Source organism: Lachnospira sp. (assembly GCF_016290755.1).
Classification (GTDB): Bacteria; Bacillota; Clostridia; order Lachnospirales; family Lachnospiraceae; genus Lachnospira; species Lachnospira multipara.
In genome coordinates, this window is record NZ_JAEEVD010000007.1 from 36,123 (window position 1) to 57,143 (window position 21,021).

At 36.4% G+C, this 21,021-nt stretch carries 18 protein-coding genes and 1 riboswitch; of the genes, 5 read left to right on the top strand and 13 right to left on the bottom strand.

Translation table 11 applies throughout. From position 1 onward, the window contains the following. Window position 1 precedes the first annotated feature (1 nt). The 5 genes from QVA17_RS03505 (at window position 2) to recJ (ending at window position 6,436) form a co-directional block, all read left to right on the top strand. Window positions 2–1,963 (top strand): ABC-F family ATP-binding cassette domain-containing protein, encoded by a 1,962-nt coding sequence (locus tag QVA17_RS03505; protein WP_287386484.1) that lies wholly within the window; start codon window positions 2–4, stop codon window positions 1,961–1,963. A 123-nt stretch (window positions 1,964–2,086) separates the two neighbouring features. Further along, window positions 2,087–2,377: an HU family DNA-binding protein gene (locus tag QVA17_RS03510; RefSeq protein ID WP_027431204.1), complete on the top strand. Its 291-nt coding sequence runs from the start codon at window positions 2,087–2,089 to the stop codon at window positions 2,375–2,377. Between the two features lie 482 nt (window positions 2,378–2,859). Next, window positions 2,860–3,348: a CYTH domain-containing protein gene (locus QVA17_RS03515; protein WP_287386486.1), complete on the top strand. Its 489-nt coding sequence runs from the start codon at window positions 2,860–2,862 to the stop codon at window positions 3,346–3,348. A gap of 11 nt (window positions 3,349–3,359) precedes the next feature. Continuing rightward, the gene (locus QVA17_RS03520; protein WP_027431206.1) at window positions 3,360–4,628 is read left to right on the top strand and encodes a chloride channel protein; all 1,269 of its coding nucleotides are present in this window, start codon (window positions 3,360–3,362) and stop codon (window positions 4,626–4,628) included. A gap of 71 nt (window positions 4,629–4,699) precedes the next feature. After that, window positions 4,700–6,436: a single-stranded-DNA-specific exonuclease RecJ gene (recJ, locus tag QVA17_RS03525; RefSeq protein WP_287386488.1), complete on the top strand. Its 1,737-nt coding sequence runs from the start codon at window positions 4,700–4,702 to the stop codon at window positions 6,434–6,436. 128 nt (window positions 6,437–6,564) lie between these two features. On the opposite strand, the gene secD is transcribed toward recJ, so the two are convergent. The 13 genes from secD to QVA17_RS03590 form a co-directional block, all read right to left on the bottom strand. Continuing rightward, on the bottom strand, window positions 6,565–8,814 hold the full coding sequence (gene secD, locus QVA17_RS03530) for a protein translocase subunit SecD (RefSeq protein WP_287386489.1): 2,250 nt from the start codon (window positions 8,812–8,814) through the stop codon (window positions 6,565–6,567). 129 nt (window positions 8,815–8,943) lie between these two features. Then, window positions 8,944–10,308 (bottom strand): thioether cross-link-forming SCIFF peptide maturase, encoded by a 1,365-nt coding sequence (gene scfB, locus QVA17_RS03535; RefSeq protein WP_287386491.1) that lies wholly within the window; start codon window positions 10,306–10,308, stop codon window positions 8,944–8,946. 134 nt (window positions 10,309–10,442) lie between these two features. Further along, a complete protein-coding gene (gene scfA / locus QVA17_RS03540; RefSeq protein WP_034245790.1) occupies window positions 10,443–10,589 on the bottom strand; it encodes a six-cysteine ranthipeptide SCIFF in 147 nt (48 codons plus the stop codon). Window positions 10,590–10,729: 140 nt separating this feature from the next. Continuing rightward, a complete protein-coding gene (locus QVA17_RS03545; protein ID WP_287386492.1) occupies window positions 10,730–11,236 on the bottom strand; it encodes a shikimate kinase in 507 nt (168 codons plus the stop codon). Between the two features lie 318 nt (window positions 11,237–11,554). Then, the gene (locus QVA17_RS03550; RefSeq protein ID WP_287386493.1) at window positions 11,555–12,490 is read right to left on the bottom strand and encodes a M14 family metallopeptidase; all 936 of its coding nucleotides are present in this window, start codon (window positions 12,488–12,490) and stop codon (window positions 11,555–11,557) included. Window positions 12,491–12,494: 4 nt separating this feature from the next. Then, entirely contained in the window at window positions 12,495–13,424 is a 930-nt protein-coding gene (locus QVA17_RS03555; RefSeq protein ID WP_287386494.1) for a M14 family metallopeptidase, read from the bottom strand. A 15-nt stretch (window positions 13,425–13,439) separates the two neighbouring features. After that, the gene (locus QVA17_RS03560) at window positions 13,440–13,958 is read right to left on the bottom strand and encodes a transglutaminase N-terminal domain-containing protein (protein WP_287386496.1); all 519 of its coding nucleotides are present in this window, start codon (window positions 13,956–13,958) and stop codon (window positions 13,440–13,442) included. A gap of 12 nt (window positions 13,959–13,970) precedes the next feature. Continuing rightward, window positions 13,971–14,645, bottom strand: a complete 675-nt coding sequence (locus QVA17_RS03565; RefSeq protein ID WP_287386497.1) for an alpha-E domain-containing protein — start codon at window positions 14,643–14,645, stop codon at window positions 13,971–13,973. Continuing rightward, window positions 14,627–15,937: a circularly permuted type 2 ATP-grasp protein gene (locus QVA17_RS03570; RefSeq protein WP_287386499.1), complete on the bottom strand. Its 1,311-nt coding sequence runs from the start codon at window positions 15,935–15,937 to the stop codon at window positions 14,627–14,629. Before QVA17_RS03570 ends, QVA17_RS03565 begins: the two co-directional genes overlap by 19 nt. Before the next feature lie 756 nt (window positions 15,938–16,693). Next, the gene (locus QVA17_RS03575; RefSeq protein ID WP_287386501.1) at window positions 16,694–17,872 is read right to left on the bottom strand and encodes a cation:proton antiporter; all 1,179 of its coding nucleotides are present in this window, start codon (window positions 17,870–17,872) and stop codon (window positions 16,694–16,696) included. Window positions 17,873–17,919: 47 nt separating this feature from the next. Then, window positions 17,920–17,996: riboswitch (Fluoride riboswitch) on the bottom strand. Window positions 17,997–18,143: 147 nt separating this feature from the next. Beyond that, complete coding sequence (locus QVA17_RS03580; RefSeq protein WP_027431217.1) at window positions 18,144–18,431, bottom strand: hypothetical protein; 288 nt, start codon at window positions 18,429–18,431, stop codon at window positions 18,144–18,146. Between the two features lie 218 nt (window positions 18,432–18,649). Next, the gene (locus tag QVA17_RS03585; RefSeq protein ID WP_287386504.1) at window positions 18,650–19,450 is read right to left on the bottom strand and encodes an MBL fold metallo-hydrolase; all 801 of its coding nucleotides are present in this window, start codon (window positions 19,448–19,450) and stop codon (window positions 18,650–18,652) included. A 92-nt stretch (window positions 19,451–19,542) separates the two neighbouring features. After that, window positions 19,543–20,859, bottom strand: a complete 1,317-nt coding sequence (locus QVA17_RS03590; RefSeq protein ID WP_287386506.1) for a diguanylate cyclase domain-containing protein — start codon at window positions 20,857–20,859, stop codon at window positions 19,543–19,545. Window positions 20,860–21,021 lie beyond the last annotated feature (162 nt).

Consider the following 21,021-nt stretch of genomic DNA (forward strand, 5'->3'; position numbering starts at 1 on the left):
GATGATACTTTCAGTGAACAATCTAAGCAAGTCTTTTGCTACAGATGTGATTATAAAGGACTGTACTTTTAATATAGAGGATCATGAAAAGGCTGCCATCATTGGTATTAATGGTGCTGGTAAATCTACTTTACTTAAGATGATCGTTGGCGAGGAGCCTCTTGATAGTGGTTTAGTTACTCTATCAAAGGGCAAGACACTTGCTTACCTTGCTCAGCAGCAGGAACTTAATTCGGGTAAAAGTATTTATGATGAATTGCTTGAGGTTAAGCAGTATGTCATTGATATGGAAACTGAGCTTCGTGACATTGAATCAAGAATGGGAAGCACTAAGGGCGAGGAACTTGACGCCCTACTTAATAAATATAACAGCTTAAATCAGAAGTTTGAAATGGCCAATGGTTATGCCTACAAGTCAGAAATCGTGGGTGTTTTAAAGGGTTTAGGTTTTAGTGAAGAAGACTTTAGTCTTAATGTAAATACTCTATCCGGTGGTCAAAAAACTAGAGTTGCCCTTGGTAAAATTCTTCTTTCAAGTCCAGATATTATCTTACTTGATGAGCCTACTAACCACTTGGATATGGAGTCTATTGCATGGCTTGAAAACTACTTACTTAACTACAACGGCGCTGTAGTTTTAGTTTCTCATGATAGATATTTCCTTGATAAGATTGTATCTAAGGTTATTGAGATAGACCAGGGAGTTGTGACTACATTTTCAGGAAACTATACAGATTACGCAGCAAAGAAGGCGGTCCTTCGTAACATGAAGTTAAAGGAATACCTAAATCAGCAGCGTGACATCAAGCATCAGGAGGCGGTTATTACTAAACTTAAGCAGTTTAACCGTGAGAAATCCATTAAGAGAGCGGAATCTCGTGAGAAAATGCTTGATAAAATCGAGGTTATAGAAAAACCCACAGAAATCGATGACAAGATGAAGATTAAGTTAGAGCCTCAGGTTATAAGCGGTAATGACGTACTTACAATTAAAGGTCTAACTAAGTCTTTTGATGACGTGACTTTATTTAAAAATTTAGATTTAGAAATTAAGAGAGGCGAGCGCGTGGCACTTATTGGTAACAACGGTACTGGTAAGACTACTATTCTTCGTCTTATAAATGGCCTTATACCGGCAGATTCAGGCACAATCATGCTTGGTTCAAAGGTAGAAATTGGTTATTACGATCAGGAACACCACGTCCTTAACCCTGATAAGACTTTATTTGAGGAAATTAGTGATGCTTATCCGGACCTTAATAACACTAAGATTCGTAACACCCTTGCTGCTTTCCTCTTTACAGGAGACGACGTATTTAAGTATATTCGTGACTTATCTGGTGGTGAGAGAGGACGAGTTTCCCTTGCAAAGCTTATGCTTTCAAATGCTAACCTACTTATTCTTGATGAACCTACTAACCATTTGGACATTGTATCTAAGGAGATTCTTGAAAATGCCCTAAATAGCTACACTGGAACAGTTCTCTACGTTTCTCATGATAGATATTTTATTAATACTACTGCTACAAGAATCGTGGAACTTACTAATAAAACTACCGTTAATTACATTGGTAATTACGATTATTACCTAGAAAAGAAGGACATTTTAACAGCTGCCGCAGTGGATGAGGCCTTAAAAAATGACCCTAGTCTTCTAGATAGCCCTAAACAAGCGACAGTTACTGCATCCACTAGTAATTCAAACACTAATTCTAAGGAAGAATGGAAACTTTCAAGAGAAGAGCAAAATCGTCTTAAAAAGGCTAAGAATGAACTCAAAAAAGTGGAGGCAAAAATCGAAGAATTAGAGGAAAAAATAAAAAAATTAGACGAAGAGTACGCAGATCCTAGCATTGCAAGTAACACTGGTAGATTGATGGAGATACATAAGGAGAAATCCAGTGTTGAAGCGGATTTGAACGACCTCTATGAAAAATGGGAAACTCTTTCTGAGAGTATATAATTCTCGATAAATCCCATAAAATCGGCATTTTTCAAGTTAAAAATGTTGACAAGATAAAAAAATCGTAGTATAAATGATTTATAATTATTAAAACTTAATAATCTTAAGGAGGAAATAGTTTTTATGAACAAGACAGAATTAGTTGCTGCTATCGCAGAAAAGGCTGAACTTTCAAAGAAGGATTCAGAGAAGGCTCTTAAGGCTTTTGTAGAAACAGTATCTGAAGAACTTAAGAAGGGTGAGAAGATCCAGTTAGTTGGTTTCGGTACTTTCGAAGTTGTTGAAAGAGCTGCTAGAACAGGTAAGAATCCTCAGACAGGTAAGTCTATTAAGATTCCTGCTTCTAAGGCACCTAAGTTCAAGGCTGGTAAGGGCTTAAAGGAAACAGTTAACGCTGGCAAGAAGAAGAAGTAATTCACCTTTTGCAGACACTAATTGTTTACGAACAATGTAAGGAAAAGACTACATTCATTGCGAATGTAGTCTTTTTTTTAATTTTATCCTACTTTTTAGTTTCCGTTTTCTTTCTAGAATTTATATTTAGTTTATACTCTTTCATACTTTCTTCAGCTCTTTGTCAAATCACGTTCACAAAATCACGATATTATATTTTCAGAGTTAAGGAAGAAGTTAATAACTCTCCCTAATACATTATCTTCTTATACATAACTTAACTCAAAATCTTTTTCATAAATTAACGACTAACCTTCCTCCCCCTACGAGGTTAGTCTAGCGGATTACATTTCCCTAATGTGTGATCCCCTCCCTCATTAAATTTTTTTATAAATGTAAAAAGTAGAACCCCGACGGGTTCTTCTTTTTTTGCCCTAAATTTGAAAAATCCCTGTATATATGTTAAATTAAGATGTATTGTATACAAAAATTCGAGGTGTAATATGGGTGTAGAAATTGAACGTAAATTTTTAGTCTCAGGAATTCCTGAGGATCTAACTAAATATAAGTGTCGACAGATTGAACAGGGCTATTTAAATACTAACCCCGTTGTTCGTGTACGACAGGATAATGATGAATTTTACCTAACCTACAAGGGCAAGGGTAAGATGAATAGAGAAGAATATAACCTTCCCTTAAATGAAGAAGCTTATAAGAATCTAATTAAGAAGGCTGACGGTAATATTATTACTAAGAAGCGCTATGAAATTCCTGATGGAAAGGGTTATACTATTGAGCTTGATATATTTGAGGGTAAATTTGACGGCGTAGTTTTAGCAGAAGTGGAATTCCCTAATTTAGAGGAATGCAACTCCTATACTGCTCCAGATTGGTTTATTAAAGACGTCACTAATGATAAGAACTATCATAACAGCCGCATGAGTGTTATGACAGAAGAAGATATTAAGGAATTAATTAATGTTAGTTTATAAGGGAGATTAAAATGGACTTATCACGAGAATCAATTCAAGAGACCATGCAAAGGTTTAAAAATGCAACACTTACGCTTATTAAATGGCTACTTTGTGCCAGCTTTAGCGGTATAACCATAGGTTTTATTGGATCGGTTTTCAACCTTCTTTTAGGAAAGGTCACTAATATTAGAATAGCAAATCCTAATCTTTTATTTTTGCTACCAATTGGTGGTTTAGTTATCATTTTCTTATATAGAATCGTTGGCGAGGGCGGAAATAAGGGTACAAACCTTGTTATTACTGCCATTCAGTCAAGTGAGGAGGTGCCTGCAAAGGTTGCTCCCCTAATTATTATTTCAACTTTAATCACTCACCTATTTGGTGGTTCTGCAGGTAGAGAGGGTGCTGCCCTTCAGGTCGGCGCTTCTCTTGGAAATTTCCTTGGAAAGGCTTTTAAATTTGATGATAAAGATAGACGTATCATGATTATGTGTGGCATGAGCGCATGTTTCTCGGCTCTTTTTGGTACACCTATTGCCGCTGCTATATTTTCCATGGAAGTTATTAGTGTAGGTATTATGTACTACGCAGCCCTTGTGCCATGCGTAGTTGCAGCACTTATTGCTCAAAAAATTGCCTCACTATTTAAGATTGCAGGTACTGCCTTTACAGTAGATGAGTTTGTTTCTTTTAATGCCTTAAACGGCACTAAATTCGTTATTTTAGCTATATGCTTTGCTCTAGCAAGTATTCTTTTATGCCTGTGCTTACACGGAGCTAATAAGCTTTATAGCAAATACATTCCAAACCAGTATATTCGTGTCTTTGTGGCAGGTTTACTTGTAATCGCCCTTAGATACATTTTCAATACAACTAGCTTTCTTGGCGCTGGCGCAGACGTTATTGCTAACAGCTTTGTAGATTCGGCCGCTTGGTACGTTTTCCTTTTGAAAATTCTTTTCACAGCCGTAACTCTTGGCGGTGGCTTTAAGGGTGGCGAAATCGTGCCTACTTTATTTGTTGGTGCTACTCTTGGTAGTTTCCTAGCTCCAATCTTTGGGCTTCCTGTGGCACTTTGCGCAGCTTGCGGCATGGTTTCAGTATTCTGTGGTGTAACTAACTGCCCTATTACATCTCTTATTCTTGCAATCGAGATGTTTGGTGCTGGTTCTATGAAGTATTGTATTCTTTGTATCGCCCTTAGCTACTTGCTTTCAGGCTATTACAGTCTTTATAGCACACAGAAGATTATGTATTCAAAGTATAAAACTGAGTTTGTAAACAAGAATACACACTAACTAATATAAATTATGTTGAATTAAATTATGTCGTATTAAGATGAACAAACTTCAGAAATCGAGGTTAAAATATGAGCATTTGGAGGGTTTTTGGAAAGAAAGCCAACTTTAATGAAATAGCTAATAAATATAGCATAGATCAGGTTACTGCTAGAATTATCAGGAATCGAAACATGATTAGTGACGAGGATTTTAACATGTATCTACGTCCTGATTTATCTAGATTACACGATCCATTTTCCATGAAGGATATAACTAAGGCTTGCGATATCCTTTTGGATAAAATTGATAATAAAAAATCTATTCGAATCATTGGCGACTACGATATCGACGGCATCTGCTCTATTACTATTCTTTATAAGGGTCTTAAAAGAGCGGGGGCGATCGTGGATTACGTAGTGCCTCATAGAATTCATGATGGTTACGGAATCAATGAGAGGCTTATTGATGAGGCTTACGAAGATGGCATTGACACCATCATTACTTGTGATAACGGTATTGCTGCCATCGAGCAGGTTAAGCACGCTAAAAGCCTTGGTATGACTATAATTATTACAGATCACCACGACATTCCTTTTGAGATGCAGGGTGAAGAGAAAATCTATACAATTCCTGAGGCGGATGCCTGCGTTAATCCAAAGCAGGCAGATTGTCCTTATCCCTTTAAGGGTTTGTGCGGCGCTGTGGTGGCATATAAGCTCATACAGGTGCTTTACGCTAAAATCAACGCAATAGATGAAGATAAATATAAAGCCCTTTATAGCCGTGATTTGGACGATTTCCTAGAGTTTGCTGCTATTGCCACTGTGGGAGATGTTATGGATTTGATTAACGAGAATAGAGTTATAGTTAAATACGGCCTTGCCCACATAGCAAATACACCAAATCTTGGCCTATCTGCCCTTATAGAGCTTTGCGAGCTAGATAAATCTCACATTAGTTCTTATCACATAGGCTTTGTTATTGGCCCTTGTCTTAACGCTTCCGGCCGCTTAGAGAGTGCAGAGCTTGCTATAAAAATGTTACTCTCCACAAGCGAAAACGAAGCTAAGGAACTTGCAAAAGAGCTTAAGGCTCTTAATGATGAACGTAAGGATTTAACTGATTCAGAAGCTTCTAAGGCCTTTGAGATGGTGGATAATACAAGTTTAAAGGACGATAAGGTTTTAGTCGTTTATCTTGAAAATTGCCACGAATCCATTGCAGGTATTATTGCCGGTAGAGTGCGTGAGCGCTACTATAAGCCATCTATCGTCATCACAAAGTCAGAAGACGGCTTAAAGGGTTCTGGCCGCTCAATTGAGGGCTATAACATGTTTGAAGAGATATCTAAGGTAAAGTCACTTCTTACTAAATTTGGTGGTCATCCAATGGCTGCAGGTCTTTCCTTAAAAGAGGAAAATCTAGAGGAATTTAGAGCTGCCTTAAATAGAGAACAGACACTAACTAAGGATGATTTAACTCCTAAGATTTGGATTGATGTTGCCATGCCTGTGGACTATGTAACTATGGAGCTTGTAAAGGAATTTGAGATTCTAGAGCCCTTTGGTAAAGGCAATGAAAAGCCTGTATTTGCAGACAGAAACCTAAAGGTAATTAGAGCTAATCTTATTGGTAAGAATAAAAATGTACTTAAGATGCAGCTTCAGTCTGCCTACGGAAAAATCATTGAAGCTATTAAATTTAAGGTGGAAGAAGATGAACTTCCTGCCATCGGAAGTGTTATTAAGATTATTTACTACCCGGATATCAATGAATTTAGAGGAAATAAGAGTTTACAGTTTATTGTAAATGAAATAGATTATTAATTTCGCATGTGTAATTAACAAATGCGTAAAGTAAGAAATTTAAAAGGCTTATGAAAATCTAAGATTTTCATAAGCCTTTATTTTATTTATATCTCATTGTTGTTTAATTTAACAAATTCACTATTTGATTAAACCTGAGCGCCGTCTTCAAAGACCTTCTTCTTGTCTTCTTTCTTAACTTCGTTAACAACGCCTCTCTTCTTACCACCCATGATATACCAAAGAGCTGATGTGATAAGAACAGATGAGAATGTACCAGCTAAGATACCAGCGATAAGTGGCATTGCGAATTCCTTAACTGATGAAACACCTAAAATTGCTAAGCAAACTAACATAATAAGTGTTGTAATTGTTGTATTTACTGTTCTTGTAAATGTATATGTAATTGATGAATTTACAAGCTCTGTAATATCTGTCTTTGAATTAGCTGTCTTTAATTGTTCTCTAATTCTATCAAAGATAATGATAGTACCGTTGATTGAGTAACCAACGATTGTAAGCATACAAGCAATAAATGTTGTACCTACTGTAATTCTTGTGAATGCATAGAATGCTAAAACCACTAATACATCATGAACTAAGGCAATAACAGCTGCAAGAGCAAACTTAAGATCCTTAAATCTGATGAAAATGTAAATTAACATAAATACTGTAGCAAGTACAACTGAAAGAATAGCATTTCTTCTCATTGTAGAACTTACTGAACCTGTAATTGAATTAGATTCAACTGTTGAACCATCTTTAATTGGGAAGCTAGCAACTACTGCTTCTTCCATAGCTTCTCTCTGTTCCTGAGTAAGAGCTGTTGTCTTGAAGGCAACTGCTGTAGAATCTTGAGTCTTTTGCTGCTGAACTTCTGTAACTCCTGTTGAATCCTTAATTACTGGAATAATATCTGACTCAATTGTTTCTGTGTCATATTCCTGTGCAAATTCAAATGTTGTTGTAGTACCACCAACGAACTCTAATGAGTAGTTGAAAGCACCATCGCCCATTCCTGAACGAACACCCATGCATACAAAGCCAGCAACGATTACTACTAAAGCAATGATGAAAGCCTTAATTCTAAAGCCTAAGAAGTTAACAGTCTTCTTATGAACTGTCTTACCATATAATACTGGGCTCTTGCATCCGAAGTTGTAAAGGAGCTTCATAATAATCTTAGTAATTACAAGTGATGTAAATACTGAAACGATATTAGAAATCATAAGTGTTGTAGCGAAGCCCTTAACTGAACCTGTACCAAAGATGTAAAGAACGATACCAGCAATTAATGTTGTAACGTTACCATCAATGATAGCTGAAGCAGCCTTGCTATAACCTGCAAGAATTGAGCTTTCAACACTCTTTCCTGCTGCGATTTCTTCTCTAATACGTGTATAAATAATTACGTTACCATCAACGGCCATACCAATACCTAAAATAATACCGGCAATACCTGGTAATGTAAGTGTTAAGTCATAAACACTTAATAAGAATAAAACTAATGTTGTATAGATTGAAAGTGTAAGTGTTGCAACAACACCTGGTAATCTATAGATTACAATCATGAAGATACAAAGTAAAACTAAACCGATTACTGCTGCTACCATACTTGACTTAATTGCACTTGCACCAAGCTGTGGGCTAACAATTGAAGATGAAACTTCTTCAAGAGTTACAGGAACTGAACCAACTCTAATATAAGTTGCTAAGTTTTCTGCTGCCTCATAGCTTTCAATACCATTAATTACTGCAGTTCCACCTGAAATTGCTGAATTTACTGTTGGAGCTGATACAACTTCGCCATCAAATAAGATGTAAATATAACTACCAACATTTTCAGAAGTTGCATTATAGAACTTATCAGCACCTTCATCTGTAAATGTTAACTGAACACCATAAGGTGTAGATGAATCTGTATCTGTTGTATCTGTGTATGCCTGAGCATTCTCAACATCATTACCTGTAAGTAATGTCTCATATTCACTACCCTGTGTAAATAATGAGTAGTTATCTGAGTCTAAGAATTCCAAAGAACCTGGAGTACCAAGTGCTGCAAGAATTTCATTTGCATCCTCTTCAGAGTTCTCACCTGTTGGAATTTCAACTGTTACTCTGTCATCGCCTTCACGATAAACATTAGATTCTGTAGAGTAGCTTTCTGCTCTCTGCTGTAACTTATAGATAGTATCTTCTACATCCTGAGTTGTATAATCCTCATCCTGTATCTCGTATGTGATACTAACACCACCAGCAAGGTCAAGACCTAGACTGATATCTTCTACGCTTCCGTAGCCTTTTCCGTTCATACCAAATATTGCTGTTAAAATTAAACCTACAAGCAATACTAGTACGATAGCACTGTAACATATCTTTTTAGCTAATCCGTATTTCATGTTACATTCTCTCCCTTCAACATAAATAATTTCTTATTACAAAAAATGTCCCAAATTCGCGGTGAAACATTTATAAGAAATAAAGTGAAATACGCTAAAGATTAAAATCTCTAGCCAAAATGGTGATGATTAATTGTTCTCATCTGCCATTGCTGCACGAATCATAATCGCGCACTCAACTCTCTTTCTTTCGAGTTCACATCCAACATCGTAAGCATCATTGATGTTACCGTGGAAGTTATATGAATTGGCAGCACAACCGCCACTGCAGTAGAATCTAGCGAAACAATTCTTACACTTTTCCTTAGTGTAAACGTTGCTAGCCTTAAACATCTTTCTAATTTCAGGCTTTGTAATACCTTCGTCAACGTTACCCATAATGAAATCTTCATTACCTACGAACTGATGACAAGGATATAAATCACCCCAAGGTGTTACTGCTAAATATTCACATCCTGAACCACATCCAGAAAGTCTCTTAGCTACACAAGGACCGCCCTGTAAATCGATCATGAAGTGGAAGAAGTTAAAGCCTTTTCCTGCCTTCTTTCTCTTAACGATCTCTGCAGCTAAAATATCATATTGTTCTTTAAGAGTATCAAGATCCTCTTCTCTAATTGCATAGTCATCTGTTGGCTGAGCAACTACTGGCTCAACAGAAATCTGCTCGAATCCTTCATCTGCAAAATGTAAAACGTCCTTTGCAAAGTCAAGATTGAAATGTGTAAATGTACCACGAATGTAGTAATTCATCTGATTTCTGCTTTCTGCAAGCTTCTTAAACTTAGGCATAATGATATCGTATGAGCTCCTTCCGCTTGAACGAACTGGTCTCATCATATCGTTGATTTCCTTACGTCCATCACAACTTAAAACGACATTACTCATTTCCTTATTAGCAAATTCCATAATCTCGTCGTTAAGTAAGATACCATTAGTTGTTAATGTAAATCTAAACTTCTTGTTGTTAGCCTCTTCAAGAGAACGACCGTAAGCAACAAGCTGCTTAACTACTTCAAAATTCATTGTAGGTTCGCCACCAAAAAAGTCAACCTCTAAGTTTTTTCTGCTGCCTGAGTTAGCAACTAAGAAATCAAGTGCTTTCTTACCAACTTCAAAGCTCATCATAGCTCTTCTACCATGATATTCACCTTCATCGGCGAAGCAATACTTACAACCTAAGTTACAATCATGTGCAATGTGAAGACAAAGTGCCTTTACAACTGTAGGTCTATCTACAAATGAGTCAATATATGGCTCATAAATATCCTCTGTAAATAACTGTCCTGCTTCCTTTAGTTCTGTTATTTCAGCATAGCATTCTTCTACGTCTTCCTTAGAATATTTGCCATCAAACTGACAGACTACTTCTTCTACTGTGTGTCCTTCATAAGCAGCTATAATATCGTATACCATATCATCAACCACATGAACAGAACCACTGTTAACATCTAATACGATGTTATATCCATTATTCTTATACTGATGTACCATTAATAAATTACCTCTTCTAACTTGTGCATCCTATTAATACACTTCCAAACTTACTTTTTCATTTTTATTAACCAAAAGAAATCCGCAAAAATAAGAGAGTGTCGAAATGCTTTAACACTCTCTTTCAAAAATAATTAATTATTCTTGTTCTCGCAGCTCTGATTTCCAACTGTACAAGATGTCTTGCAAGCTGACTGACATGATGTCTGGCATTCGCCACATCCACCGTTCTTCATTGTGTCCTTTAATACACGGTTAGTGATTGTCTTAATATGTTTCATGACAAAACCTCCTTTATAAAACTGACTACAATATTATAACATTTTCTTATTTTTTTTACAATAATTTCACTTAGTGACAAATTTATTTATAAATGCAAAAAAGAACCGGTGCAAAGCCGGTTCTTTACTGAATTCTTCACTTAATTGTTCTTTAATAAATCCACAAGTTTTGCAACTGTTTCTTCTAATGTACAATCTTTTTCTTCCACTGTTAAGTTTGCATACTTTTCGTATAACTTAGCTCTTGTGTTATACATATCCTCAAGAGTCTCGCCTTCATGAAGCACAACACCGCGCTCCTTAGCATTTTTAAGTCTTCTAAAAAGCTCTTCCTTTTCTAGTTTCAAATACACTATCAAAGAATTCTTATCTAGCTTCTCCATAGCATTGGCGCTATAAACTGCACTACCACCTGTGGCAATAACTGTGTTGTTAACTTCTATTGAAAGTATTGCATCTCCTTCACACTTTACAAAGCCATCAATTCCCTTCTCTTCTATGATTTCGCTTAGCTTCTTGCCCTCACGATTCTGAATAACTATATCTGCATCCACAAAATCCATACCAAGTATCTTAGCCACAATTACACCAATTGTACTCTTACCCGAAGTTGGCATACCAATCAAAGTAATATTATTAAATTCCATATCTTTTCCTTCTTCCTAAAGATTACTAGATTCTTTGTCTGTGTTTTGAAGGCATCGTAAGGTCCTCCTCAGTGCAACTTTACAATGCAACGAAGAATCTAGATATTTTCCTCGAGTTTTAATTTAGCATAAATTGTGGGAAAAGAATACTTTAAAATTTTCGGGGGTGTTATCTAAAATTGTTGATGTAAATCCCGAAAAAGATAATCCTTTTGTAAGCTTTTTTTGACATAGGGATTAAATCACCCGGACAGATTCCTATATTTCTAGACTCCTCGGGAAAAATCAAGACAATTCTATAGTCCAAAAAGATAATCCCTACACTTCCTCCGGAATAATCCTAAAGATCAAATCATGTTCCATAATAGCTTCTGCATGTCTTACAAAAAAGACTCTTCCTTTTTTCTTAGCTTTTATGACTTCTAGTTTTTCTGCAGTATAGGGACTTAGGATTTCTGCTATTTCTTCATTTTCAAGAACTAGATTTCCAGCCTTTGCAATAGGCCTAAAAAGACCTGCTGCCTTTGTTTGAATTGTAAGCATGTCATCTTCTTCAACAAAACTTGTCTTTGTGCCAAACTCACCTTCGTAATCTATAAAGCCTTTTTTAGCCATAAATCTTAAGATGGCCTCTAGGGCAATGTTTGCATTTTCCTCATCCAGACGCTCAGTGGCCTTGGTGTAAACCGAAAAGGCATCTGTTTCAAAAACCTGCCAATTATAGTTAAGTGTGGTGGTGTCGTAAGGCTTTGGCTTTCTTAAAACTAGATAAGGTAGGCCAAAAAGATAGCCATCATCAGGGTTTGTATAGCCTGTATTCATAAGGCGCACATGGGGCAAAAACTCCCCGGCAATGTAAAAGCTAGCCAGCTGAATTCCATACTGATAGCCTTTTAGCTCCCTAAAAATGCTGTCCGCAAGGCGCTGTGTAGTCTCGCCCTTATCATAGCCTGGAAACATTCTATTAATATCTGTGTTATCCACGGGCCAAAAACGTTTGCCCACATTCATGGAAAACTGGCTAGCAGAAGGGATTACTAAGATTCCGTAGTCCTTATTTAGCTTCCCTTCGGCCTCGATTTTTGTAAGGGACTTAACAAGCTTTGCACAGATATACATTTGCTGAAACTCGTCACCTCGCATGGCGCCCATAATGGCTAGGGTCTTTTTGTTACTACCAAATCTATAACCATAAACTGGAATTGCCTGCCTGTAGGGCATGGCGTTTACCTCAAATAATGTTTCTTGTGTCATTTTTTTACAAACCTCCTAGTACTCTTGCAATTAGGGAACCGTTGTAAACGATTGGATATTCCCTTAAAGTAAAGACCAAACCGCTTACCGGGCTTTTAACTTCCTCTTTTATAGTCCCATCAAGGGAATCCACAACAGCCCCTATGATTTCGCCTTTTCTAACCCTTCTACCGTGATTAATGTAAGCAATAAAAAGACCAGATTCATTGGCGTTTATAAATCCAACATGCCCGTCAGTACTAACTATTGGTGGTTTTATAGGTGCCTCATCGCCATCCCACATGTCCATTTTTTTCATAGTTGCCATAATGCCATCAATTAGCTGATCACCATAATCCTTAGTAATTCTCATGCCTACCCCCATCTCTACAACAAGAGTTGGAGTGCCTGCCTCATTCAGACTGTAGGCTAGGGTGCTCTCTAAAACTGTTGCCGACTGATGAATCCAAACAAAGTCCATATTCATATGTCTTGCAAGAGGTAGCAAGGTCTTAACCGAATTTTCATTTATTCTTATCTGAGGAATTTCCCTTAAGAAAATGTTACTAGCGTGGATGTCTATACATAAATCCGCTCCACAAATATCTTCATAAATCTTTTTTACCATGTAATCAAAGCCTGAAGAATGGGAGCTTCCCGGAAACATCCTGTTCATATCTAAATCATAACCTGGTAAACCTCTATAAATTGTGCTGATTCCCAGAGGATTATTAGCGGGGTAAATGTCAACAATGCCGTGAAGTTTAGATTTATTTTTTTCTAAAATCTTATTAAGCATAAAACTGACATATTGCCCCTCTAATTCATCTCCGTGGGTTCCTGTTACAATACATATCCTCTTTCCATTATCTCTAGCCTCTCCCTTAATTCGATTCTTTGGGATTACTAATTTTTCACCTACTGGCAATCCTAAACTAACTACATTACTAATCATCTATAAACTCCCTTTTTAGGCAAGCAAAGCTTCCTTTAATTTTGTCACCTCCATATAGACCGACTGTCTTTGAAGCACATCACCATTAAAGATGCCTGTTGTGCCTGTTTCGTAAATCATATAATCATAAACTGCCTTTGAAATAATCTTTGCGGCTTCATAATGATTTGAAGGTAGATTTAAATTTTTATGAAAATTTATTATCTCCGGACTAGCCTTAGTAAGCTCCGAGGGATAACGATAAGAAGGTAAAGGTTTTTCAAAAGACTTTTTAGAATCGTCTCGAATCACAGTTCCTATAACCTTATAAGTAAAGGAATCATGGCCTCTATCAATCCTTCCTGTATAAACTGTATTTCCAAAGCCATCCTTTAAATACTGTCCACCAGTTACAATAGGGGAATTTGTGTGCATTAAATCCAGCACTTTTTGTCCTTTTTCTTCAATCGGAAATGATCTCAGTAAAAAAGCATGATTAGTCACATCCCCTGAAAATTCCACCTTTGTTTGATAGCTAAATCTTAATGTCGTCATAAACATCCCTCCCTACAAAACTACAAGGTTTTCAACTGCCTTTAACAAATCCTCATCTGAAATATTTAGCTGATTTTCATTACCATATAAATAAATTCGTCCAAGGGACATAGCATTAGTCTGAAGGCCGGATTTATGCAGCCTGTTTAGCATTTTCTTCATCTCTTTTGATACATTTTCCAAATTATAACCAAGACGTAGATAAAGGCTTAACCTCTCAATGCTAATGCCTGTTTTAATAATATTTCTTACAAATTCCTCTTCAATAAAATCATCACAGCTTCCTCTAAAAGCCATAACATCATCCACAACCCATTGAAGCTCCACACCCGGTGCGCTGTCAGTCTTTCCAAGCTCTAGAGCATTTACAGCCATCTGAATGTAGGCTAGGGTTTTTGAACTTATGGTTTCTCTTAAAACCATGCCGTTAGCTAGCATCTCCTCTGCTGCATGTCTTAAGGAAAATACATTCTCCTTATCAAAGATATATTCCTGTATGAAAGCTTCTGGGCTCTCATAGTCTGCTGGGATACCCATTCTCTCGCAGTAGTCCTTATAATCGATGGCCGCTCCATCAATCATGCTGTCATACCAATACATCATGTACTGAGTTGTGGATAAGACGCGCTCGCAATAACGCCCAAGCCAATATAATCTATTAGTTTTAGTTAATGAGACATAATCCATGTATCCTTAAAACCTCCTCCCTGAGATGAGTTAACCACGAAGCTATCTGGGTTTCTTGAAAATCTAGTCAAACCGCTAGGCCAAAGCTTTGTCTTTCTGCCTGCTAAGACGAATGCTCTTAAATCCGCCTTTCTATCCACAGTCTCGCCACCTTCTACAATAGGCAAATCCTCGAAATCTATAACTTCCTGAGCTATGAATCTTCTAGGTTCCTTCTTTATTTTTTCAATGAATTCTTCTTTTCTTGCCTTAGTTAATTCTCTTGCAAATACAACGCCGTAGCCTCCAGCTTCTGCCACATCTTTAATTACAAGTTTGTCAAAATTTTCCAATGTGTAATTTAAGTCCTCCTTGTAAAATGGCAAATAAGTAGGAGCGTTATCAAGAATTGGCTCCTCATCAAGATAATATCTAATCATCTTTGGCACAAAATAATAAATACCCTTATCATCGGCAACCCCATTGCCTGGTGCATTTAAAATAGCCACATTTCCTGCCCTGTAGGCCATCATAATTCCCGGAATTCCAATTAAGGAATCACTTCTAAAAGTAAGTGGGTCTAAAAACTCATCACTTATTCTTCTATAAATGGCGCCAACCCTTACAGGGCCTTTGCTAGATTTGTAGTAAAGCGTATTATTTTCCACAAACAAATCATCAAATTCAGCCAACACTGCCCCCGATTTTTCGGCCAAAAAGGAATGCTCAAAATAAGCTGCATTAAACCTTCCCGGTGTGTAAATAACGTTAATTCCGCCTTTATTTACGTTATCAAAAGTCTCCTTTAAAAGCTGTCCATAATTTCTGTTATCCACCACTTCGTTGTTTCTGAAAGTATCTGGTGAACATTTTCTACAAAGGCTCCTAGCAATTAGGGGATATGAGGCTCCTGAGGGAATTCGAAGGTTGTCCTCTAGGATGTACCATTTTCCATCTTTTCCTAAAACTAAGTCGATACCTGAAATATGACTGTGAATCTTCTTTTCTGGTGAGAAATTCTCGCATGCCGATAAATAACCTGGCGACCTATAGATAAACTCCTCTGGTATAATTTTGTCCACTAGAATTTTCTTATTATTGTAAATGTCATTAAGAAATGCATTTAGCGCAGTCACTCTCTGAATTAGCCCCTTTTCAAGTTTTTCGTAGTCTGGGGCTGTTATTTTTCTTGGAATAGGATCAAATGGAAAAAGGCGTTCCAAAAACTCCCCGTCCTTATAAATGCCAAACTTAACACCATATCTTGCCATCTGGTTATTAATCTGGCTCTTGTGATTTAACAATCTCTCCATACCATTCCTCCTATCCTTAAACAAAAAAGCCCAGACCTCTATCTTGGTCTGGACTCCTTCGTCTTTATTAAATCAAATATGAAATTTGATAACAAAAAAGGCGCATCGATATTGAATCGAAACGCCGTTGTTTGTTAAGGAAAGTATACGATATAGAATTTGATTGTGTCAATGATTTTTTAACTAGTGTAGTGAGTTGTTTTGGGTCTTCGTGTGAAATAAAGTGCAAAGGCGCTTCGCTGTTTGCTAAGTGTTGTCCTGATGTTTGAAACTAACGGCGGGTTGGGGCTGCCGGGAAGTGTGGGACTAACGGTTGGTTGAAGCGGCCGGGATGCACTAAGAAGCTTCCTGGTCGCTTCTTTTTTTGAATTGTTGACCCAGCACAATTATTTTCTTCTGTTGAGTCAATGATTTCCTGGAATCGCACTTCTAGTTTTAATCCTAATAGGGATATTTTTTCCCGTTAGTCCTAAACCCTAATTTTAAAGCAACTTTTAACTTACTTTTATAATCCTTATGGAAGATTTTTTCGGGATTAGGTCAAGATTTCAAAAATGGCTCTTTTTAAAAGTGGAAATTGTAGGACTAAATCGATTTTTTTGCACTATAGGGATTAAATTCCCAACTTGCTTTATCACTTCCTACAGTTTGACTAAAATTATTGATGTAAAATAAAAAAAGCCATAATCCCTAAACAAGCTTTTTGCTCTATAAGGATTACAGCCAAAACTATATACTGACCTTTTTTTACATTTATCAACTTTTCTTTAGTAAATGTTTGTAACTGCTGTCAATGGCAAAGGCTCCAATAGGCGCAGTTATTACAATTGCAAGAACTGCCACTGTTAAAACTGTATCGCCGCAAGCAAAGCCAAGTGCAAGTGGCATACCACCAATGGCCGCCTGAACTGTAGCTTTTGGAGTGTAGGCCATCATTGTAAAGAGTCTTTCCTTCTTGTTTAATTTTGAAAAAATGAGACATAAGAAGACTCCAAGCATTCTAAAGATTAAGGCTGCAAATATCAAGATTACTGCCTTAACTCCCACCTTTGTGATGTAGTCGATGTTGATTGCTGCACCCACTAATACAAAAAGTAGAACCTCTGCTGCCACCCACAACTTTTCATATTTCTTTGAAAGTCTAGCAGCCACTTCTTTTCTGTTTTTTTGAAGGCCAACAACTATAAACATAATAGCTATTAGTGCTGAAAATGTAATGTTAGTCTTTAAGCTATCTTCTAAAACCACAAGTAAGAAAGAGATGCAAAGAATAATGATTACTTTGCTAGTATCTCTTATGTGGATTTTTTTGAAATAAATGGACATTAAAAGTCCGATTAAAAGTCCAATTGCAATTCCTAAAAGGATAGAGATAGGTATATTTACAAAACTAATAACTGATACCCCTTCGCCCTGCATCATATTAACAAATGTAGTAAATAACACAATTACATAGACATCATCAACAGAGGCGCCCGCTAGAATTAACTGTGGTACACCTTCCTTAACCCCATAGCCTTCATCCATAAGTTTTACCATTCTAGGAACCACTACAGCAGGAGAAACCGCTGCAAGTACTGCACCTGTAATGGCAGCTTCTAGTAGACTAAGCCCTAAGAGCTTTGGTCCAAAAATTAAAATGCCAAAAAGCTCGCAAGTTGCTGGTAGAAAGCACATTAAAATCGCAGGTCTACCAATCTTTTTAAGGCCTGAAATATCAAGGCCTAGGCCTGCTCTTGTAAGAATAATGATTAGGGCAATTTTTCTTAACTCAGATGAAATGTTAAGAATACTTGGATCAATTAAGTCTAATACGAAAGGTCCAAGCACAATGCCTGTAATTAGCATGCCTATTAGGCTTGGCAAATGTAACTTCTTACATATGAAGCCTAGACACATTCCCATAATGAAAATTAAAGAAATACTTAATAACATAAATTCCTCCTATATACGCAAAAAAGCCGACAGCCTCTGCGTAAAATTTAATCGCAGAAGTCATCAGCTTGTAATAGCGGTTTAAGTAAAAATACTTAGGGAGAACTTCATTCCCTTATTAAAAGGATAATAACACAATAAGGCTTAACCTGTAAAGGAGGAGATATGTGTGTGGATAAAGACAGTGATTTCAGCAAGGTACAAACCTTTCTAGAACACGCTTGCGCTAAACTAATTGCCTAGCTGTACAAAGAAAGTTTCCCCACCTACTTTATCCCCCAGTGGTTATAAACCAGGCACTTATACTTGGAATGTGATATAGATTCACTATTCTTTCTTTATCTTCTACTAACAGTTTGCACTTATAAACCAGATTTCTATTAGAGACGTAAACTCCATCTGCAAAGGTTCTTGCGCCTTGCCCTGACAAGTCAATATAACCTGTTACTTTACACTCGTACTGTTCACCATCTTCACCACGAATGCGCAATTTCAAGGGAATAATTGAACCATCTATATTATTTTGTAATATTACATCTACAGGCTTTCTTTTATACATATATTCCACCTTCTAAAATATAATTTAAAAAACACCAATTAGAACACCTGTTCTATTTTAATTATAACAAGCCTGCTTTTAAATTTCAATAGCTAATCGAACAAATATACGAACGATTTAAAAAAGCGAAATGTATTGCCACATAAAAAGCACAAGAATTTCTAAATCAGCTAGTCACTGACTAAAATCCTTGTGCTATTAAACTAGATAATTATTAACTAAAGTTCAATTACCTCTAAATCCTCTGGAACGTAAACATTTCCACTAAAGTATTCCTTTGCTTCTTTAGTGTAGAGTTCCTTTCTATTATCAAGATTCTTTTCTTCGGTATGATATAGCAATACATTTTCAACAGAAAGCTTGGTTGCTAACTCACAAGCATCCTTTACCGTTGAATGATGCTTCTCATATGGCTTAAAAATGTCTGCCTGCGAATATAAACAAAAAGCCTCATGCAATAGCCACTTAGCGCCTTTTGCATAGGCTTCTCTTTCCTCATTTAAAGGTTCGTCACCACAGCAAGTAAATTTCTTGCCATCTTCCATTTCAAGACAAAAGCCAAACTGCTTTGCCTTAGTGGATAAAATGTCAAAGAAAGTCACATTATGTCCGATTATTTCAAAACTATCTCCATCCTTAACTTCAACAAAATGCAATCTCTTATCAATAAAAGCTGTATCTTTTTTCTGAATAAGCTTTTCTGCCATATCGCTAAGTAAATCTAGCACTTCCCTATGAGAATAAATATAGGCATCTCCTTCGTACTGACCCTGTCTCATGTGCTGGCAGATCATTCTAGTCATCCAAAGGGCACCAAGAAGATGGTCAATATGCTTATGCGTTAAGAAAATGTGACGTATATTTTTCCAATCATATCCGGCCCTTTCAATCTGGCTAAGCACCTGATTTCCACCGCCGGCATCCACCATGAAAAGTTCCCCTTTATCTTCTAATATGTAGCAAGTATTATAGCAATGAGTTACTAGTGCGCTGCCTGTTCCAAGCATTGTTAATTTCATAATTCTTCTCCTAATCTGTGCATTTTCTTTATGAAAATGTATCTTAAAATTTACTGTAAAACATACAATCGCAACTAATATATCAAAAAGTATTATTCTTTTCCATAAATACTATACCCATTCTTGTCACGTTTCTTAACATAATAAAGCGCCTTATCCGCTGCTTTATAAAGTTCCTCATAGCTATTGCCATCTTTAGGATAGACCGAAACGCCTATACTTACAGACATTTTCACCTTCTTATCTTCCTCTTCAATGGTCCAATTAAACAAATCAACAAGTTCTAACGCCTTCTTTTCAATATTCTCTTTATTTGTAAGAGTTGGTGAAAAGACCATAAACTCATCTCCACCAAGGCGTCCTACAATGTCGCCGGCTCTAAAGGCTTTAGAGAGCTCATTAGCAAATTTCTTTAAAAACTCATCTCCTTTAGTGTGGCCAAAAGTATCATTAATCATCTTAAAATTATCAATATCAAATATAAACATAGAACCACCAATATTATTACTATTTGTGCCACTTATAAAGGTTTTAATATTAGTTTGCAAACCCTTTACATTTGATATTTGTGTTAAAAAATCGGTATATATATTATTTTTTAAAACCGCCTTTTCCTTTTTAAAACGATAGAAGTTCATAATTGTAAGCACCATAATCATAGTAACTACATAAATAACAGCGCCTCTAAATATCCTTATAAATTTTCCCGACAAGGTATACTTAGAATTCTTTACCACTAAATACATGCCCAAATCCGGCACATAGCTTTTAATAATATAGCCATTCCTCGTATACATATGCTCTTCTTTATTCACAATATCAGTTTCATATCTATACTTATAGTGTTCCACAAAATTAACGCTATTAATATCTAGAGTTACATTTCCCTCTGTATCCGTTAGATAGACTTCCACATCATATTCCTGATAGCAATAATTCATAAAATCCGTTAAATCAGATAAATAGATTGCACAACTAAGCACCGCTCTTAACTCGCCATTGACTTCCATTTTCCTATCAATAAAGATTACGTACTCCTCAGGATTTAACTCATCATAAGTTAAATCTGCTCCATATTCTAAACCAGACTCAATAAAGTTATCATACCAAACATCGTATTCATCATTTTTTGAATCTACAACCTTGCCTACGCCAGAAGGAGTGTAATACTTATTAGTATCACAAGAAATTAAATACATTGCTTCCCAGTTATAAACATTACGTATATTTTCAAGGTACTGCGCCATAACTACTTCAAACTCATCCTCAGGCATTTCATCTTCTTTATCTAAAATGCTTTGCAATAGACAGTCATTGCTCATTACTTTAGTGTAATTAATAGGATAAGTTAAAATGGCATTTACATTTCCATAAATTCCATCAAATAATGCATTTGTGGTGTTCGCCACGTCTTTTCTCATAATTGATTTAATACAGGAGTAAGACAAAATAAACGCAAAAATAGCCCCTACAATTATAATAATAATATTTGTAATTAATAACTTATTGCTTTTTATAAAATTATTCACTCTATTCATCGGATAATCCTCTGTCCCCTAAATCCAGAAATC

Excerpts from the sequence above, each read along its gene's own strand:
- QVA17_RS03575 (WP_287386501.1), bottom strand. The coding sequence starts at position 17,872 with ATGTTATTAAGTATTTCTTTAATTTTCATTATGGGAATGTGTCTAGGC.
- QVA17_RS03565 (WP_287386497.1), bottom strand. The coding sequence starts at position 14,645 with ATGGATTATGTCTCATTAACTAAAACTAATAGATTATATTGGCTTGGG.
- recJ (WP_287386488.1), top strand. The coding sequence starts at position 4,700 with ATGAGCATTTGGAGGGTTTTTGGAAAGAAAGCCAACTTTAATGAAATA.
- QVA17_RS03580 (WP_027431217.1), bottom strand. The coding sequence starts at position 18,431 with ATGTATAAAAGAAAGCCTGTAGATGTAATATTACAAAATAATATAGAT.
- scfA (WP_034245790.1), bottom strand. The coding sequence starts at position 10,589 with ATGAAACATATTAAGACAATCACTAACCGTGTATTAAAGGACACAATG.
- QVA17_RS03570 (WP_287386499.1), bottom strand. The coding sequence starts at position 15,937 with ATGGAGAGATTGTTAAATCACAAGAGCCAGATTAATAACCAGATGGCA.
- QVA17_RS03555 (WP_287386494.1), bottom strand. The coding sequence starts at position 13,424 with ATGATTAGTAATGTAGTTAGTTTAGGATTGCCAGTAGGTGAAAAATTA.
- scfB (WP_287386491.1), bottom strand. The coding sequence starts at position 10,308 with ATGGTACATCAGTATAAGAATAATGGATATAACATCGTATTAGATGTT.
- QVA17_RS03585 (WP_287386504.1), bottom strand. The coding sequence starts at position 19,450 with ATGAAATTAACAATGCTTGGAACAGGCAGCGCACTAGTAACTCATTGC.
- QVA17_RS03520 (WP_027431206.1), top strand. The coding sequence starts at position 3,360 with ATGGACTTATCACGAGAATCAATTCAAGAGACCATGCAAAGGTTTAAA.
- secD (WP_287386489.1), bottom strand. The coding sequence starts at position 8,814 with ATGAAATACGGATTAGCTAAAAAGATATGTTACAGTGCTATCGTACTA.
- QVA17_RS03510 (WP_027431204.1), top strand. The coding sequence starts at position 2,087 with ATGAACAAGACAGAATTAGTTGCTGCTATCGCAGAAAAGGCTGAACTT.
- QVA17_RS03515 (WP_287386486.1), top strand. The coding sequence starts at position 2,860 with ATGGGTGTAGAAATTGAACGTAAATTTTTAGTCTCAGGAATTCCTGAG.
- QVA17_RS03560 (WP_287386496.1), bottom strand. The coding sequence starts at position 13,958 with ATGACGACATTAAGATTTAGCTATCAAACAAAGGTGGAATTTTCAGGG.
- QVA17_RS03505 (WP_287386484.1), top strand. The coding sequence starts at position 2 with ATGATACTTTCAGTGAACAATCTAAGCAAGTCTTTTGCTACAGATGTG.
- QVA17_RS03545 (WP_287386492.1), bottom strand. The coding sequence starts at position 11,236 with ATGGAATTTAATAATATTACTTTGATTGGTATGCCAACTTCGGGTAAG.
- QVA17_RS03550 (WP_287386493.1), bottom strand. The coding sequence starts at position 12,490 with ATGACACAAGAAACATTATTTGAGGTAAACGCCATGCCCTACAGGCAG.